Genomic DNA, 14,240 nt, shown 5'->3' on the forward strand with positions numbered 1-14,240 from the left:
ATAAAATAATACCCACACTATCAAATAGTTACAGATTTATCTATGGAAATCGGGGTTTAAACGCCTTTAAACGTGGATTTTAAATTTGGATTTTCTTTATAAATTCTTTATCTTGGAGGCTATTTTTTGCCTTATATTTTAGCGCTATCGCAATTGCATTCTTCAGCAATTTTTCATAAATTTGCAGCCCGCATTTTTAATGCGATTAAAAGCGTATCATGATAAATAAAAACAACAGGAACAGTCGGGATGACAAGTCCAAATCGGGCAACCGGAGAACAGAAGGCAGGAGTAATGATGCCGGGTCTGACAGAAGAAAGTCAGACGACAGAGATAGTAAATTCAAAAAATCATCCGATTCAAAAGACAACTTCAGACCTAGAAGTTCAGAAAACAAAGATTTCAAATCAAAATCATTCGGCGAAAAGAGAGAGTTTAAACCTAAAGCCGGAGGCCGCAACTTTAAATCAAACGATAGCGAGCCACAAAGCTTTAAATTCGGCGATCGTGAGTTTAAATCGAACGATTCAGGTGCAAGATCAGAAGACCGTGGTTACAAATCTAGAGAAGGTGGTTCAAGAGATTATAAGCCTAGAACAGGAGACAGAGATTTTAAACCTAGAGAAGGTGGATCAAGAGATTACAAACCCAGAACAGGAGATAGAGATTTTAAATCTAGAGAAGGTGGTTCAAGAGATTACAAACCTAAAACAGGTGACAGAGATTTTAAGCCCAGAGAAGGTGGATCAAGAGACTACAAGCCTAGAACAGGAGACAGAGATTTCAGATATAAGGATGGAGATTCGAAAGATTTTAAACCAAGATCTGGAGATAGAGACGCTAAACCGAGAGAGGGTGGTTATAAAGATTTTAAGTCAAAAGGAAAATTTGATGGATTTAAACCAAGTGCAGGAAGTTCCAGAGATGTAAAGCCAAGAGAGCCGAAAGAAGGTGATACTCGCCCGTTTAGAAAACGTGAGGAAGCTAAACCAAGAGACACGGAATTTAATCGCCCAGAACGTACCGTAATTGCTCCGGTTAGAAAAACCAATGAAGATAAAGGGCTAATACGCCTTAATAGATATATTTCAAACGCTGGCATTTGCTCGCGTAGAAAAGCAGATGAGTTAATTGCAGCAGGTGTAGTGACTGTAAATGGTGAGGCCGTAACAGAACTCGGACACAAGGTAGATCCTGCAAAAGATTTGGTTCGCTATAACGGCGAATTGCTTAAACGCGAAAAAAAGGTGTATGTGCTGCTCAATAAACCTAAGGATTACATCACTACAACAGATGACCCACAGGAGCGCCGTACGGTAATGCAGTTAGTAGACAAGGCAAGCCGCGAACGCATTTACCCGGTTGGTCGTTTAGATCGCAATACTACGGGCTTATTGCTGATGACTAATGATGGAGACTTAGCAGATAAATTATCGCATCCAAAGAACGGCATCACAAAGATATACAATGTAGAACTTGATAAAGCCTTAACACAGGGAGATTTAAATAAAATTGCATTCGGGTTAGAGCTGGAAGATGGTTTGATTAAACCCGATAACATTTCTTACGTAGCCGGGGGAACGAAAAAAGAAGTTGGAATTCAAATCCACAGCGGAAAAAACAGAATTGTACGCCGTATTTTCGAACACTTAGGCTATAGCGTAGAAAAACTAGATCGAGTGGTTTATGGTAACTTAACTAAGAAAGATTTACCTCGAGGTAGATGGCGTTATCTTGAAGATCATGAATTGATCCAAATTAAACATTTGATAAAATAAACATCAAGGCAATCTATCGATTGCCTTTTTTTATGCAATCTTAATTGAAAATTAAATTTAAGTCTGCACAAACATTTTTTCCCATATTTGTTATAGGAACATCATCAATATGAAAAAACACGTTGCAATACTATTTATGTCATTAATTACCTCATTCGCATTTGCTCAAAAAACGAATTTTAATTTGTTGGTAGGCACCTATACAGCGCCAGGCAAAAGTGAAGGAATTTATAGTTATAATTTTGACACCACGAACGGGGAAACGGTATTGAAGAGCCTGACAAAGGGCCCTAAAAACCCAAGCTACCTGGCCATTTCACCTGATGGAAAATATGTTTATACGGTTAATGAAACAGGTAAGGGCAGTACAGTAAGTGCATACAGCTACGATGCAAAAACCGCGGACTTAATTTTTTTAAACAAAGTAGATAGCAAGGGTGCTGATCCTTGTTATATTACTGCAGATGCCTACAATGTTATTGTAGCAAATTATTCTGGTGGCAGCTTGGCTGTGTTTAAACGGAAGCCTGATGGTTCGTTAACGGAGTCTATTCAAGTAATTCAGCACATTGGAAAAAGTATCGACCCCAAGGGCAGGCAAGCATCGGCACATGTGCATATGGCCAAATTTACCCCAGATCGCAAACATATGGTAGTTAATGATCTGGGTGAGGACAAAATTTACGTTTACAACTATAATTATAACGGCGGCGAGAAAACCCTAACAGAAAAGCAAGTAGTTAAAATGAATGTTGGAACGGGGCCAAGACACATCACTTTTAGTCCGAATGGAAAGTTTGCTTACCTTGTTCATGAATTTAACGGTCTTATTTCAGTGTTTTCTTACAACAATGGCACTTTAACCAAAATAGATGAGATTGGTACGGCTTCAAAAGATTTTGATGGTAAAATAGATGCTGCTGACATCCATGTATCTGCAGATGGAAAATTTCTTTACGAAACCAATCGTGGCGATGCCAATACCATTTCTGTATTTTCTATTCTTGCCAATGGAAAGTTAGAACCAGTAGAAACGATAAGCTCAATGGGTAAGGGACCAAGAAACTTTACCTTTGACCCCTCTGGCAAGTTTTTGCTCGTTGGCCACCAATACACGAATGAAATTGTAATCTTCAAAAGAAATCTTACCACAGGTAAACTTACAGATAGCGGAAAAAGAATTGAAGTCGGGGCTCCGGTTTGCTTAGTATTTGATAAATAGCTTGACGCCAATATTCTCCCTTATAAAGTGAGTAATTTACAGAATTAAGTGCATCTTTTGGGGCATATCAAGCCTACGTAAATAATCGCTAGTATAACCAACGTAATATTTATCAGCAGTCGAAGAATGTAGAATGTATAAGTAATACATAAACATCATTTAAATAAGAAAGCCTCACCAGGCATGGTAAGGCTTATTATTGTATTCGCTCCTTCTGCTGGGCTCGAACCAGCGACCCTCTGATTAACAGTCAGATGCTCTAACCAGCTGAGCTAAGAAGGAATTTTTATCCTGGTTAATATTTGTCACCAAAATCCTTTGGCAAATTTCATAAAAAATCCCCACATAAATGTGAGGACTTTTTGCTCCTTCTGCTGGGCTCGAACCAGCGACCCTCTGATTAACAGTCAGATGCTCTAACCAGCTGAGCTAAGAAGGAATGCTGGCACTTCCGAAAACGAGGTTTTATCAGCATTTAAGCTTGTAAACCTTTGTTCGTTTTGGGAATGCAATATTAGGGCTTTTAAATTATTTATGCAATATTTGCAGTGAAAAATTTTTAAAAAAATTCAAAATAAAATATATGAGTCTGATAATCATAGGTACTGTGGCTTTCGATGCTATTGAAACTCCATTCGGGAAAACAGATAAAATTGTTGGAGGCGCAGCTACATACGCCAGCTTAGCAGCATCGTACTTCTACAATAAGGCAAAAATTGTTGCCGTAGTTGGCGATGATTTCCAAAAAGCCGACATTAACACCTTTGCCGAACATGGCATAGATACCGAAGGCTTGCAAATTAAAGCAGGAGAGAAATCGTTTTTTTGGTCGGGTAAGTACCATAACGATATGAATAGCCGCGACACCTTAATTACAGAATTAAACGTATTAGAAAACTTCGATCCTATTATTCCAGACAGCTACCAAGATTGCGAATATTTGATGCTGGGCAATTTAACGCCGCAAGTACAACAAACAGTGATCAAGCGCTTAAAAAAACGCCCAAAGCTAATTGTAATGGATACCATGAACTTTTGGATGGATATCATGATGGACGACCTACTGGAAACCATTAAGATGGTAGACGTATTAACCATAAACGATTCAGAAGCTCGTCAACTTTCTGGCGAATACTCTTTAGTTAAGGCTGCAAAGAAAATCCTAACCATGGGCCCGCAGTACCTTATTATCAAGAAAGGCGAACATGGTGCACTCTTATTTCACCAGGATCAGATTTTTTCTGCACCAGCTTTACCTTTAGCAGAAGTGTTCGATCCCACTGGCGCTGGCGATACTTTTGCAGGTGGATTTATCGGTTATTTAGCAAAAGTTGGCACTATCAACTTCAATAACATGAAAAACGCAATCATTTATGGCTCTGCCCTTGCATCTTTCTGCGTAGAAAAGTTTGGTACAGAGCGTTTATTAAACCTAACCGAACAAGAAGTTGCCGCCCGCATACAAGAGTTTGTAAGCCTAAGCGCATTTACAATCGAGGCTTAAATTATAGCTACCGCAAAGCCACAACAAGCTAAATTTTACAATTTTGCCTGTTGTGGCTTTTATTTCAAGTTACTTTTCCAATCGGTATAAACTTCTCAAACACCGCATCTGTATGCGGCGCATCTGGCAATTCATCCGTTAAATCCTGTCCTGCCCAGTGTTCGTAATGTTTGCCATTCCGCCACAAACGGCTCTCGGTCATGTCGTAAATCAATCCCTTATACGCCACCCAAATTTGCGGCCTATCTTGTCCGTTTCTTAAGGCGAGTTGTTGTTTCGTATAAACAGGTAAATCCATTTTAAATCATCATTAGAAGCGCAACACCCATGCGCTATACAACTGGTAGCTCCCGCTTTTCGCTTTTACGCTTCACTCGTCGTGCCTCCTCGTTGCAGGGTAACGCTACAATCGGGGCTAGATGGCCAAAGCAGAAGTGTATTTGTTGGCGTAAGGCCCCTAAAATCCATCGGCTCATCAGCAAAATTATCCAGCTAGCACCTTTTTGTTAGCCCTATCTTTAAACCATTCGTACAAATAAATATTCATTAGCAACAAAGCCATCAAATAGAAATGATCTTCGAACGGAATGGTACCCACCCTAAAAGCTAAATTCTCTTTATTGTTGTACATTACCACAGGGATTGCAGTTAAAAAACCATTTACAATATAAAATGGAATCAGGGCTACCAGATAGGCCCGGTAGAAACGATACATAAAACGATATTTAGCGTTTATGTATTCTACATAAGCCAGCACAAGAAGTAAAAAACCAAAATTAATTAGTGTATACCACCTGTTGTAACCGAAAAACAACATGGCTACACACAAGCCCAAAAATAAGTTGCTGAGCGATAAACTGTATTGCTGGAGGGTATTTTTCGGAAAATAAACGTTAAGGCATTCGTATATAAAAATGCAAGCATAGGGAACGGTGAGAAAAAACAATATCTCCTCTAGTGGCAAGCCAAAAAAGTTAATACCAACAATATAATCTGCATTAAAAGACCAAACATTAAGCTTGGTAAACAACATGTCCCACACCAAAAAAACCAAACCGGTTATAAAAATGGCCGGTAGTACAAAACGCCACTTGCTAAAAAAATGCACTTTTTTATCAAAAGACAGCACCAAAGGAAAAAAAATTACTGCAATATTAATGAGTAGATAAGTGTAGTTCATTTAAATGTATCTCTTTAAAATTTTTACTTCATCTGGGGTACAGCGTTTACTTTCAATCATAAACTTCGCTACATTTTTGATAAGCTCAGTGTCTGCTACACCAAAGTTCTCGTTTCGGTAGTGCTTAATAATTTCCTTTCTATCCACAGTTAAATCTTTACTAAATCCTAAAAAACCTGGAGTAAAATGCTCGATGGAAAATCGCATAAACCGAATTTCCAAATTTTCTCTATCCATATCTATGGCCTTTTGCATGGTTTTTAGTGCTAACTTAACATACTTTATTTTGTTATATGGGTTCCATGCATGTTTAGCCTTTAGTGCCTCTAATGTACCCATGTATCCCATTACCAAAGCGGTTTTATTGTTTAGTTTGAGTAAGTTTTCATACATGGAATCGGTAAGCTTTGAATCTTCTACAGCCCTCACTAAATCAACTTTAAGTATGGCAATTTCTTTGTTAGATAGTTGCGCATGGGCAAACGTAATTCCGAGAAAAAATAGCGCTAAAAATATTTTGAATTTCACCATGTGTTGGGATAAAGGTAGCAAAAAGCTATCCAGAATTGTTATATCGATGTTATGTTTCTCTTATTATAGGCAAATACGACATCAAAATCAGGTAAATTTCTTTTATTTACATTATGGATAAAAAACCGAAAATAACGGTTATAGGTGCAGGATTCGCAGGTCTGTCTGCTGCTGCTTTATTGGCTAAGGAAGGTTACAGCGTAACTGTTATTGAGAAGAATGAAATGGCCGGCGGAAGGGCAAGAATCTGGAAAAAAGACGGGTTCATTTTCGATATGGGCCCAAGCTGGTATTGGATGCCCGATGTTTTCGAAAACTATTACCAACTTTTTGGTAAAACCACTTCAGATTTTTACGAGCTCGTTCGACTAGATCCGTCCTACCGAATTTATTTTGGTAAAAATGATAAGCTTGATATTCCTGCAACAGAAGAAGCGCTCTATCAGTTATTTGAGCAGTTGGAGCCAGGATGCAGCAGTAACCTGGATTCATTTTTAAAGCAAGCTAAATATAAGTACGATGTAGGTATGAATGAATATGTGTTCAAACCGTCGCACAGTGTAATGGAATATTTCGATCCGCGATTGGCAGTTAGTGGGATAAAACTACAGCTGCTTGGCAACATGCGAAACCATGTACACAAATTATTTAAAAACGAGAAACTACGCAAGTTACTCGAATTCCCGGTATTGTTTTTAGGTGCAACCCCTCAAAATACACCTGCATTATACAGTTTAATGAATTATGCAGACTTAATTTTAGGCACCTGGTATCCAATTGGCGGTATGCACAGCATTGTTGCTGCTATGCAAAAAATTGCCGCTGAACAGGGTGTAAGGTTTATCTTCGATACCGAAGTAAAGAAAATTGAGGTTAAAGATAGCATTGCAAAAGCTTTAGTTACTTCAAATGGTATTTTTGAAACCGATTTTATAGTGGGCAATGCAGACTACCACCACATAGATCAACATTTGTTAGAAAAGCCCTACCGTAATTACGATGAAAAATATTGGGATAGCAGAACCATGGCGCCCTCTTGCCTATTATTCTACATCGGACTTAATAAAAAACTCACGAACATACTTCATCATAATCTTTTCTTCGATGAGGATTTTGATGCCCATGCAGATGAAATTTATACCGATGCGAAATGGCCGAGTAAACCCTTATTTTATGCCTGCTGCCCATCGGTTACTGATGAATACGTTGCACCAGCGGGATGCGAAAATCTCTTTTTCCTGGTGCCGGTTGCGCCAGGACTGGCAGATGGCGAAAGCCAAAGAGAAGCATACTTTAAGTTATTGGTGCAGCGCTTTAAAAATTTAACAGGCAACGATATTAGCGATGCTGTAATTTTTAAAAGAAGCTATGCCATGAATGACTTTGTATCAGATTACCATGCTTTTAAAGGCAATGCTTATGGTTTAGCAAACACATTAAAACAAACCGCTATTTTAAAGCCGAAGATGAAAAGCAAAGTAACAAACATGTTATACACTGGTCAATTGACTGTTCCGGGGCCTGGAGTGCCACCAGCCATCATATCTGGGCAAGTGGCTGCAAAAGAAATAATAAAAAAGTTTAAAAAAGCTTGACAAATTTAAAATTTCCCTTATCTTTATATCCACAAAACAAAAACACTGCAAATAACCTCTAAAACGCAATATTGTTTGAGGTTTGCTTTGGTTTCGAAATGATAGCGAAGGATTACTGTTGAAAGCAAAAATAAGAATCAACTAACCAAATATATGATAAGCAATAAGGCCTGGATATTTTCCGGGCCTTTTGCTTTTATAGACTTTCGACACTAGCATTCGTTTTACTGTACCATGTTATCGTATTATTTTTGGATTTTGCCTGCAGGGAAAAGACTTTATAGCCCCGATAGAGTGGAAAGCCCGGAGCCCATTTTTTCTATGGGCGAGGACTTGGAGTGATAGCGGGACTATCCGTTAAAATGAAATGCAAGCTTTGCGCTTCAAAAAAAGACAAAAAAAAGCCTCAACCGAAGTTGAGACTTGCTTTCTGATAGATGTGCCTTATGCCACTTCTGATAGGGCAATTTCTTTAGAATATGTTTTAAGGTATTTTTTCAGAATTCCTCTTGCAACGTGAATTCTGGTTTTAACTGTTCCAATTGGAATCTGCAACATATCTGCAATTTCGTGGTATTTGTAACCTTCGAAATAGCGAATAAATGGCACGTAATATTCTTCGGGTAATTGCGCAAGTGCTTTATCGATATCGCCCAACACAAACTTACTTTCTGCCTGATTTTTTGTGGCACTGTATGAAAGATTTGCTGATGAAATATCTTCGCTCTGTGTAATTAGTGTATTTGTTTTAACCAAGCGACGGTAGTTGTTTATGAAAGTATTTTTCATGATGGTAAACAACCAGCCTTTTAAATTGGTGCCTTCTTTAAACTTATTATAGTAAGTTATGGCTTTAAGCATGGTATCTTGAACAAGATCATTGGCATCTTCGGCATCTTTAGTGAAGTTCAAAGCATATGATCTAAGAGAGACAGCGTGATGGTTAACCAGATGGTTGAATTCAAATTTTGTCATGATATTTAGCTTTAGGTAGATTTATTGAAATGAATTGATGTTCATTTCGCACAAACTTTAACAAACTTGATACCAAAAAAACTTGGCACGCCACTAAAACTATTGAGGTAACTTAAGGCAAGATTTCGTCACAGAATATTTACTTCGCGTTCCAGAGTGACTCCAAAAGTAGACTTCACACTGTCTATAATTTGTTCGGAAAAATTATATATCTCCGAGCCAGTTGCATTGCCATGGTTTACCAAAACAAGTGCCTGGTTTTTCCAGGTGCCCGTTTGCCCTATCACCTTGCCTTTCCAACCACATTGCTCTATTAGCCAACCGGCAGCGAGTTTTATGCTACCATCTGCCGTTGGGTAATGAACCACATCAGGATGCTGGGCAACAATATCGGCAAATTCATGTTTCTCGATAACGGGGTTTTTGAAAAAACTGCCTGCATTACCAATAGTAGATGGATCTGGCAACTTGCCTACCCTGATAGCAGAAACAGCGGCAGACACATCGGCAATTGTGGGTGCTACGATCTCTCGCTTTTGCAATTCTGCTTCAATTGCCCCATAAGAAATGTTAATTTTTGGCTGGGAGCTTAAATGAAAAGTTACAGATGTGATAATGTATTTTCCTTTTAAAGCACCTTTGAAGACGCTCTCCCGATAGCCGAAATGACAATCGGCAAAAGTAAACGTCCGAATTTCGCTGGTTGCAATTTCAAATGCAGTACAACTTGTAAATACGTCTTTAAGCTCTACGCCGTAAGCGCCAATATTTTGGATGGGCGAGGCGCCTACCGTTCCAGGAATCAAACTTAAATTTTCTACACCCGCATAACCATGTTCTACACAATAATTAACTAAATCGTTCCAAACAACTCCTGCTCCTGCTGTAACTTCGATTACATCTCCATTTATTGCTGATGTAATTCCTTGAATGCTGATTTTAATAACAAGACCGTCGTAATCTTTGGTAAATAGCACGTTGCTGCCTCCTCCTATAACCAGTAGGTTCGCCGCCTTACTAATTGGATCTTGAAACAATGCTTTCAAATCCATTTCTGATGCTATTTCTACAAAATATTTGGCCTTTGCATTAACAGCGAATGAATTGTAAGGCTTTAAAGAAATGTTCTCTTGAATGTGAAGCATAATGGTTTGGTTTGCTCGGCAAAAGTAAGAGAAAATTTAGTTAAGGAACAATTTTGGTAATTTCCTTATCGAAATTAAAACTAAGTTGTTCTGAAGAAGATCTACTGGTTTTAATATGAGAGAGCTTCCAACCAATAAATTTTGGTTTTGTTTTAGCTAACGCTAACAACCGATAGCGCTGCTTGGTTAAAGCTGCGCTTATTAAACCTACACTGTCTGATTCCTCCTGATCTAGATGCTCAATTTGACTTTCCAAAACTGCCAATGTGGTATCTAGCTCTTCCCCTTTTTTTAAACTATCTGCATACGCTTTGGGCGAGATGTTGTAAAGACTATCAAACTTCGCCTCATCGAAATTAAATTTCTGATCTACATCTTTGTATTTAGTGTTTACAAGTGCAATTGCTCGCTCCTTATCTGTTTTCTTTGTACAACCTAATATACATAGGGCGGTAACCAGGACTAATAGCTTAGATAAATTCTTCATAAAAATGTACGGCTTAAAATATTATAAATGATGTCTATGGTTTAATCTTTGATGATTACGATCCTAAAAGTGCTAAACCTTTTTTAATAGATTCTTTCTTACAAAGAGTAAACCAAAAGCTTTGCTTTTCTCTTTGCCTAGATTTTTATGATGAATTTTATGTGCTTTCCTAATTGCCTGCAGGTAGCTGTTGTTGCTTTTAAATGTCTTGAATCGCCGATGCACAAACCAATCGTGGATGACGAAATAGATAAGCCCATAGCAACTAATTCCTACACCAATAAAAAAACGGTAGCCAAAACCTGTACGATCTATATACATTAACCATAAAGATAGGGCTGCAAAAAGTAACGCGAATAGATCATTCCACTCTAAAAATGCATGCGACGGCTGGTGATGGGTTTTATGCAAAAACCACAGCGGGCCATGAAAAAGGTATTTGTGAATGCACCATGATAAACATTCCATGATAACGATGGTGCAAAGAATAGTTCCGATATGGGCAAGTAGCAGCATAGGTAAACAAATTTAACGATGATAACATATAGTAAACCAAGGGAAAAGGATTTCTTCTGTCACAAAAATGTAACGATGTAATGTTTTTATTAATCAGTTGATTAACATTTGAAATTTAACCTTTATTTTTGACTAAAATATTAAAAAGGTCAGAAAGTAGAAAAGTAAAATGATTGTAGCTGATAAGAAGCGGGAACAAATTATTGAGGGTGCTATAAAACGTTTCAGCCATTTTGGAATTGGTAAAACTACCATGAACGATATTGCTGATGATTTATCGGTGTCGAAACCATCGCTTTATTACTATTTCCCAGATAAGCGAAGTTTGATAGTTGGTGTGATTGAAAAAGTGTTTACCGATTATTTTGATGCATTAAAGAAGAAATATAGTCCTGATGATCCACTAGAAAACATTTTGTTTCAAAGCATTGAGATCCGGAATACCTTTTTTATGAAATATTTTATGTTGAGGATTTCTGAAGGACTGCCTGATATTTTTAATGACGATGTTACAAAACAGAAACTTGCCGCTCTAAAAGATTCGGAGAAAGATTTTTTTGCAAAAGTGTTTGAGAAAGCCATGATTAAGGGAGAGATTAAGCACGAAAACATGGCGCACGTAGCCGAGTTGTACTTGGAAAGTTTAATGGGCCTCACAAATATGTGTATCATGAAGCTTGGCAAAGATCTCCTTCCTGACAAAAAAGCCGTAACCGTAATGACACAGAAACAGAAAGATCTTTCACTAATTTTTAGCAAGGGCCTTAAATGCTAATGGCAGGTTAAAATAGTATAAAACAAAAAAATTGATCCCACCTGGGACTCAAAAACTAAGAAGAACCCAAAAACAAAAAACAATATATTATGCTTAGAGTAAAAATGGTAAAACTAATGCTCATCCTAATTATAGGCATGACTTTACCTGAACTGGTAGCTGCACAGCAGCAAGTTACCTTAAAGGATGCATTAACCTATGCACTCCAAAACAATGCCCGGGTTCGTAAAGCGAAACTGGATATTGAAGGCGGAAGGTATAAGGTAGAAGAAGTTAGGGCACAAGCTCTACCACAACTAAGTGGTGTTGCTGGCCTAACATACAATCCCATTATCGGCCAACAGGTTGTCGATTTTGGCGGACAGTTGCAAACACTCAAATTTGGGCAGAAATGGAATTCAAATGCCGGGCTCCAACTTTCGCAACAAATATTTAACCAACAAGTTTTTACCGGCTTACAAGCTGCAAGATCTAGTGAAGAATATTATAATTTAACTTCACAATTAACAGAAGAACAAATTATCGAACTGGTTGCAAACAACTACTATCAGGTTTTGGTAAACAGACAACAATTAAATGTCATTGATACGAATATCAAAAACGTGAATATTGTAGAGAAAGTAATTTCAAATCAGTTTAAGAATGGCCTTGCGAGAAAAATTGATGTTGACCGGATTAATGTTAATCTTACCAACCTAACTACGCAAAGAGAACAGGTAGTTAATGCCATCATCCAGTTAGAAAACCAATTGAAATTTGCAATGGGTATGCCTGTGGCTACGCCAATTACTTTACCAACGACAGAATTAACAGAGGTTAAACAACTTCCATTGTTTACAGATTCTATCGACTTGGCTAATAGAACAGAAGTGAAATTGCTAGATAATCAAGATAAGTTGCTGTCGTTACAGCGTAAATCTATTGTGGCCGAATATTACCCGACGCTTTCTCTATCGGGTAATTATACCTACTCTAGCCAAAGTAACAGTTTCGATTTCTTAAGCTCAAACGCTTCTTCTATTGGGTTTGGCTCATCTGCAATAGGTTTAACCCTAAGGGTGCCAATATTTAACGGATTTTTAACACGTTCTAAAATCCGCCAGCAGGATATAACCATTAAGAAAGCGCAGGAAGATAGACGCGAAGCTACAAACTCCTTAAACTTAGCTTACGAGAATGCAAAAATTCAGCTTCGGAACAATTTGAATACGATTAAATCTCAGCGTAAGAACGCCGATTTAGCACAGGAGATTTATAAAAGTACTCAGAACAACTACAATAACGGTTTAGCATCTTTAACAGATTTACTTGAAACGGAAAACTCGTTAACCGCAGCACAAAACAGTTATACACAGGCCTTATTAAATTATAAGATAGCCGAAATACAATTAATAAAATCAAACGGAAATATTAAATCGCTAGTACAATAGAAATGAAAAGAGTAATTACAATCATTATCGTAGTTGTTGTTGCCTTAGGTGCAATAGCCTATGTGTTAAACAAGAATAAAAAGAAAAACGAAGAGAAAACTGCTTTCATTGCTAAGGGTGGCGGTGCCGTTGCAGTTCGTGTAGCTAATGTAGAGAAAAAGGTTGTGGATATAGATTTCGTGGCTAATGGTAACTTTATTCCGAAACAGGAGTTAAACTTTTTATCAGAAAATGCTGGTCGTGTAACTGCAATCTATGTAGATGAAGGCGCTCGCGTAAGCAAAGGCCAGGTATTGGCTCGTATAGATGCCGAAATTATAAATACCGACAGAGAAACTGCGCAAGCCACTTACGAAAATGCTAAGCGTGATGAAGCCAGATACCAAAGCTCATTTGAAACAGGTGGTGTAACCCAGCAACAGTTAGACCAGGCTAAGTTGGCTACCAGAAATGCTAAACTGCGCTTACAGGCTTCGCAACGCAGGCTTAGCGATGCAAATATTAAATCGCCTATTAATGGCATTGTAAATAAGCGATACATTGAAGTAGGTGCTTTTGTAACAGCGCAAGGAACGCAACTTTTCGAGTTAGTAGATGTATCTAAATTAAAGCTTAAAGTTAATGTTAACGAATCGCAGGTAGCAAGTTTAAAAATAGGCGACAATATCGACATCAAGTCTAATGTTTTTCCAGATGAGAAATTTTCTGGAAAAGTAACCTTTATCGCTGCCAAAGCAGATGCAACCCTAAATTTCCCTATTGAAATTGAAGTTGACAACAACAGCAAAAGCAATTTAAAAGCTGGTATGTATGGCACTGCCGTTTTCAATTTCCCTAAACAAGCACCAAGCATTCTCATCCCACGTACCTCATTTGTAGGTAGTGTAAGCAGTAACCAGGTTTTTGTGCTCGATAAAGCAAATAACACCTCGAAGGTGCGAAATGTAGTTAGCGGCAGAATTTTGGGAGATAATGTTGAAATTCTAGACGGTTTGAAAGAAGGCGAAACGGTAATTACCAGTGGCCAGATTAACCTTGCTGATGGTACACCAGTAAGCATTGTTAAATAAGTTTGGCTTGAGGCAGCTCCATAACAGGTGAA

General features: G+C 38.0%; 15 protein-coding genes and 2 tRNA genes. 7 read left to right on the forward strand and 10 right to left on the reverse strand.

From position 1 onward, the window contains the following. The first annotated feature begins 218 nt into the window (after positions 1 to 218). Positions 219 to 1,778 (forward strand): pseudouridine synthase, encoded by a 1,560-nt coding sequence (locus tag OQ268_RS15635; RefSeq protein ID WP_265857450.1) that lies wholly within the window; start codon positions 219 to 221, stop codon positions 1,776 to 1,778. Between the two features lie 109 nt (positions 1,779 to 1,887). Beyond that, the gene (locus OQ268_RS15640) at positions 1,888 to 3,000 is read left to right on the forward strand and encodes a lactonase family protein (RefSeq protein ID WP_265857451.1); all 1,113 of its coding nucleotides are present in this window, start codon (positions 1,888 to 1,890) and stop codon (positions 2,998 to 3,000) included. A gap of 36 nt (positions 3,001 to 3,036) precedes the next feature. On the opposite strand, the gene OQ268_RS17990 is transcribed toward OQ268_RS15640, so the two are convergent. The 3 genes from OQ268_RS17990 to OQ268_RS15650 all read right to left on the reverse strand — a co-directional run bounded on the left by OQ268_RS17990 (position 3,037) and on the right by OQ268_RS15650 (position 3,439). Then, the gene (locus OQ268_RS17990) at positions 3,037 to 3,159 is read right to left on the reverse strand and encodes a GIY-YIG nuclease family protein (protein ID WP_407674014.1); all 123 of its coding nucleotides are present in this window, start codon (positions 3,157 to 3,159) and stop codon (positions 3,037 to 3,039) included. 49 nt (positions 3,160 to 3,208) lie between these two features. Beyond that, positions 3,209 to 3,282, reverse strand: a tRNA-Asn gene (locus OQ268_RS15645). Positions 3,283 to 3,365: 83 nt separating this feature from the next. Beyond that, positions 3,366 to 3,439: transfer RNA gene (locus OQ268_RS15650), tRNA-Asn, on the reverse strand. A 144-nt stretch (positions 3,440 to 3,583) separates the two neighbouring features. On the opposite strand from OQ268_RS15650, the gene OQ268_RS15655 reads away from it, so the two are divergent. Then, the gene (locus OQ268_RS15655) at positions 3,584 to 4,504 is read left to right on the forward strand and encodes a PfkB family carbohydrate kinase (protein ID WP_265857453.1); all 921 of its coding nucleotides are present in this window, start codon (positions 3,584 to 3,586) and stop codon (positions 4,502 to 4,504) included. 64 nt (positions 4,505 to 4,568) lie between these two features. Here OQ268_RS15655 and OQ268_RS15660 read toward each other — a convergent pair whose 3' ends face one another. The 3 genes from OQ268_RS15660 to OQ268_RS15670 form a co-directional block, all read right to left on the reverse strand. Then, positions 4,569 to 4,802, reverse strand: coding sequence for a cytochrome b5 domain-containing protein (locus tag OQ268_RS15660; RefSeq protein ID WP_265857456.1), 234 nt, complete (start codon positions 4,800 to 4,802; stop codon positions 4,569 to 4,571). 186 nt (positions 4,803 to 4,988) lie between these two features. After that, on the reverse strand, positions 4,989 to 5,684 hold the full coding sequence (locus OQ268_RS15665; protein WP_265857458.1) for a lycopene cyclase domain-containing protein: 696 nt from the start codon (positions 5,682 to 5,684) through the stop codon (positions 4,989 to 4,991). Beyond that, positions 5,685 to 6,215: a hypothetical protein gene (locus OQ268_RS15670; RefSeq protein ID WP_265857460.1), complete on the reverse strand. Its 531-nt coding sequence runs from the start codon at positions 6,213 to 6,215 to the stop codon at positions 5,685 to 5,687. Positions 6,216 to 6,328: 113 nt separating this feature from the next. Here OQ268_RS15670 and OQ268_RS15675 point away from each other — a divergent pair, with 113 nt between their 5' ends. Continuing rightward, positions 6,329 to 7,810: a phytoene desaturase family protein gene (locus OQ268_RS15675; RefSeq protein WP_265857462.1), complete on the forward strand. Its 1,482-nt coding sequence runs from the start codon at positions 6,329 to 6,331 to the stop codon at positions 7,808 to 7,810. 444 nt (positions 7,811 to 8,254) lie between these two features. Here the strand turns inward: OQ268_RS15675 and OQ268_RS15680 are convergent, their stop codons facing one another. The 4 genes from OQ268_RS15680 to OQ268_RS17890 form a co-directional block, all read right to left on the reverse strand. Next, entirely contained in the window at positions 8,255 to 8,785 is a 531-nt protein-coding gene (locus tag OQ268_RS15680) for an RNA polymerase sigma factor (protein WP_265857463.1), read from the reverse strand. A gap of 128 nt (positions 8,786 to 8,913) precedes the next feature. Next, entirely contained in the window at positions 8,914 to 9,930 is a 1,017-nt protein-coding gene (gene murB, locus OQ268_RS15685) for a UDP-N-acetylmuramate dehydrogenase (protein WP_265857465.1), read from the reverse strand. Positions 9,931 to 9,970: 40 nt separating this feature from the next. Further along, positions 9,971 to 10,417, reverse strand: coding sequence for a hypothetical protein (locus tag OQ268_RS15690; protein ID WP_265857467.1), 447 nt, complete (start codon positions 10,415 to 10,417; stop codon positions 9,971 to 9,973). Positions 10,418 to 10,489: 72 nt separating this feature from the next. After that, positions 10,490 to 10,933 carry a sterol desaturase family protein gene (locus OQ268_RS17890; protein WP_265857468.1) on the reverse strand — a complete coding sequence of 148 codons (444 nt, stop codon included), beginning with the start codon at positions 10,931 to 10,933 and terminating at the stop codon, positions 10,490 to 10,492. Between the two features lie 169 nt (positions 10,934 to 11,102). On the opposite strand from OQ268_RS17890, the gene OQ268_RS15700 reads away from it, so the two are divergent. The 3 genes from OQ268_RS15700 (at position 11,103) to OQ268_RS15710 (ending at position 14,208) form a co-directional block, all read left to right on the forward strand. Beyond that, a complete protein-coding gene (locus OQ268_RS15700) occupies positions 11,103 to 11,708 on the forward strand; it encodes a TetR/AcrR family transcriptional regulator (RefSeq protein WP_265857470.1) in 606 nt (201 codons plus the stop codon). Between the two features lie 89 nt (positions 11,709 to 11,797). Next, the gene (locus tag OQ268_RS15705; protein WP_265857473.1) at positions 11,798 to 13,138 is read left to right on the forward strand and encodes a TolC family protein; all 1,341 of its coding nucleotides are present in this window, start codon (positions 11,798 to 11,800) and stop codon (positions 13,136 to 13,138) included. Between the two features lie 2 nt (positions 13,139 to 13,140). Further along, a complete protein-coding gene (locus OQ268_RS15710; RefSeq protein ID WP_265857475.1) occupies positions 13,141 to 14,208 on the forward strand; it encodes an efflux RND transporter periplasmic adaptor subunit in 1,068 nt (355 codons plus the stop codon). Positions 14,209 to 14,240 lie beyond the last annotated feature (32 nt).

The sequence above is a fragment of the Pedobacter sandarakinus genome, assembly GCF_026240095.1.
Lineage (GTDB): Bacteria > Bacteroidota > Bacteroidia > Sphingobacteriales > Sphingobacteriaceae > Pedobacter > Pedobacter sandarakinus.

Excerpts from the sequence above, each read along its gene's own strand:
- OQ268_RS15635 (WP_265857450.1), top strand. The coding sequence starts at position 219 with ATGATAAATAAAAACAACAGGAACAGTCGGGATGACAAGTCCAAATCG.
- OQ268_RS15640 (WP_265857451.1), top strand. The coding sequence starts at position 1,888 with ATGAAAAAACACGTTGCAATACTATTTATGTCATTAATTACCTCATTC.
- OQ268_RS17990 (WP_407674014.1), bottom strand. The coding sequence starts at position 3,159 with ATGATGTTTATGTATTACTTATACATTCTACATTCTTCGACTGCTGAT.
- OQ268_RS15655 (WP_265857453.1), top strand. The coding sequence starts at position 3,584 with ATGAGTCTGATAATCATAGGTACTGTGGCTTTCGATGCTATTGAAACT.
- OQ268_RS15660 (WP_265857456.1), bottom strand. The coding sequence starts at position 4,802 with ATGGATTTACCTGTTTATACGAAACAACAACTCGCCTTAAGAAACGGA.
- OQ268_RS15665 (WP_265857458.1), bottom strand. The coding sequence starts at position 5,684 with ATGAACTACACTTATCTACTCATTAATATTGCAGTAATTTTTTTTCCT.
- OQ268_RS15670 (WP_265857460.1), bottom strand. The coding sequence starts at position 6,215 with ATGGTGAAATTCAAAATATTTTTAGCGCTATTTTTTCTCGGAATTACG.
- OQ268_RS15675 (WP_265857462.1), top strand. The coding sequence starts at position 6,329 with ATGGATAAAAAACCGAAAATAACGGTTATAGGTGCAGGATTCGCAGGT.
- OQ268_RS15680 (WP_265857463.1), bottom strand. The coding sequence starts at position 8,785 with ATGACAAAATTTGAATTCAACCATCTGGTTAACCATCACGCTGTCTCT.
- murB (WP_265857465.1), bottom strand. The coding sequence starts at position 9,930 with ATGCTTCACATTCAAGAGAACATTTCTTTAAAGCCTTACAATTCATTC.
- OQ268_RS15690 (WP_265857467.1), bottom strand. The coding sequence starts at position 10,417 with ATGAAGAATTTATCTAAGCTATTAGTCCTGGTTACCGCCCTATGTATA.
- OQ268_RS17890 (WP_265857468.1), bottom strand. The coding sequence starts at position 10,933 with ATGCTGCTACTTGCCCATATCGGAACTATTCTTTGCACCATCGTTATC.
- OQ268_RS15700 (WP_265857470.1), top strand. The coding sequence starts at position 11,103 with ATGATTGTAGCTGATAAGAAGCGGGAACAAATTATTGAGGGTGCTATA.
- OQ268_RS15705 (WP_265857473.1), top strand. The coding sequence starts at position 11,798 with ATGCTTAGAGTAAAAATGGTAAAACTAATGCTCATCCTAATTATAGGC.
- OQ268_RS15710 (WP_265857475.1), top strand. The coding sequence starts at position 13,141 with ATGAAAAGAGTAATTACAATCATTATCGTAGTTGTTGTTGCCTTAGGT.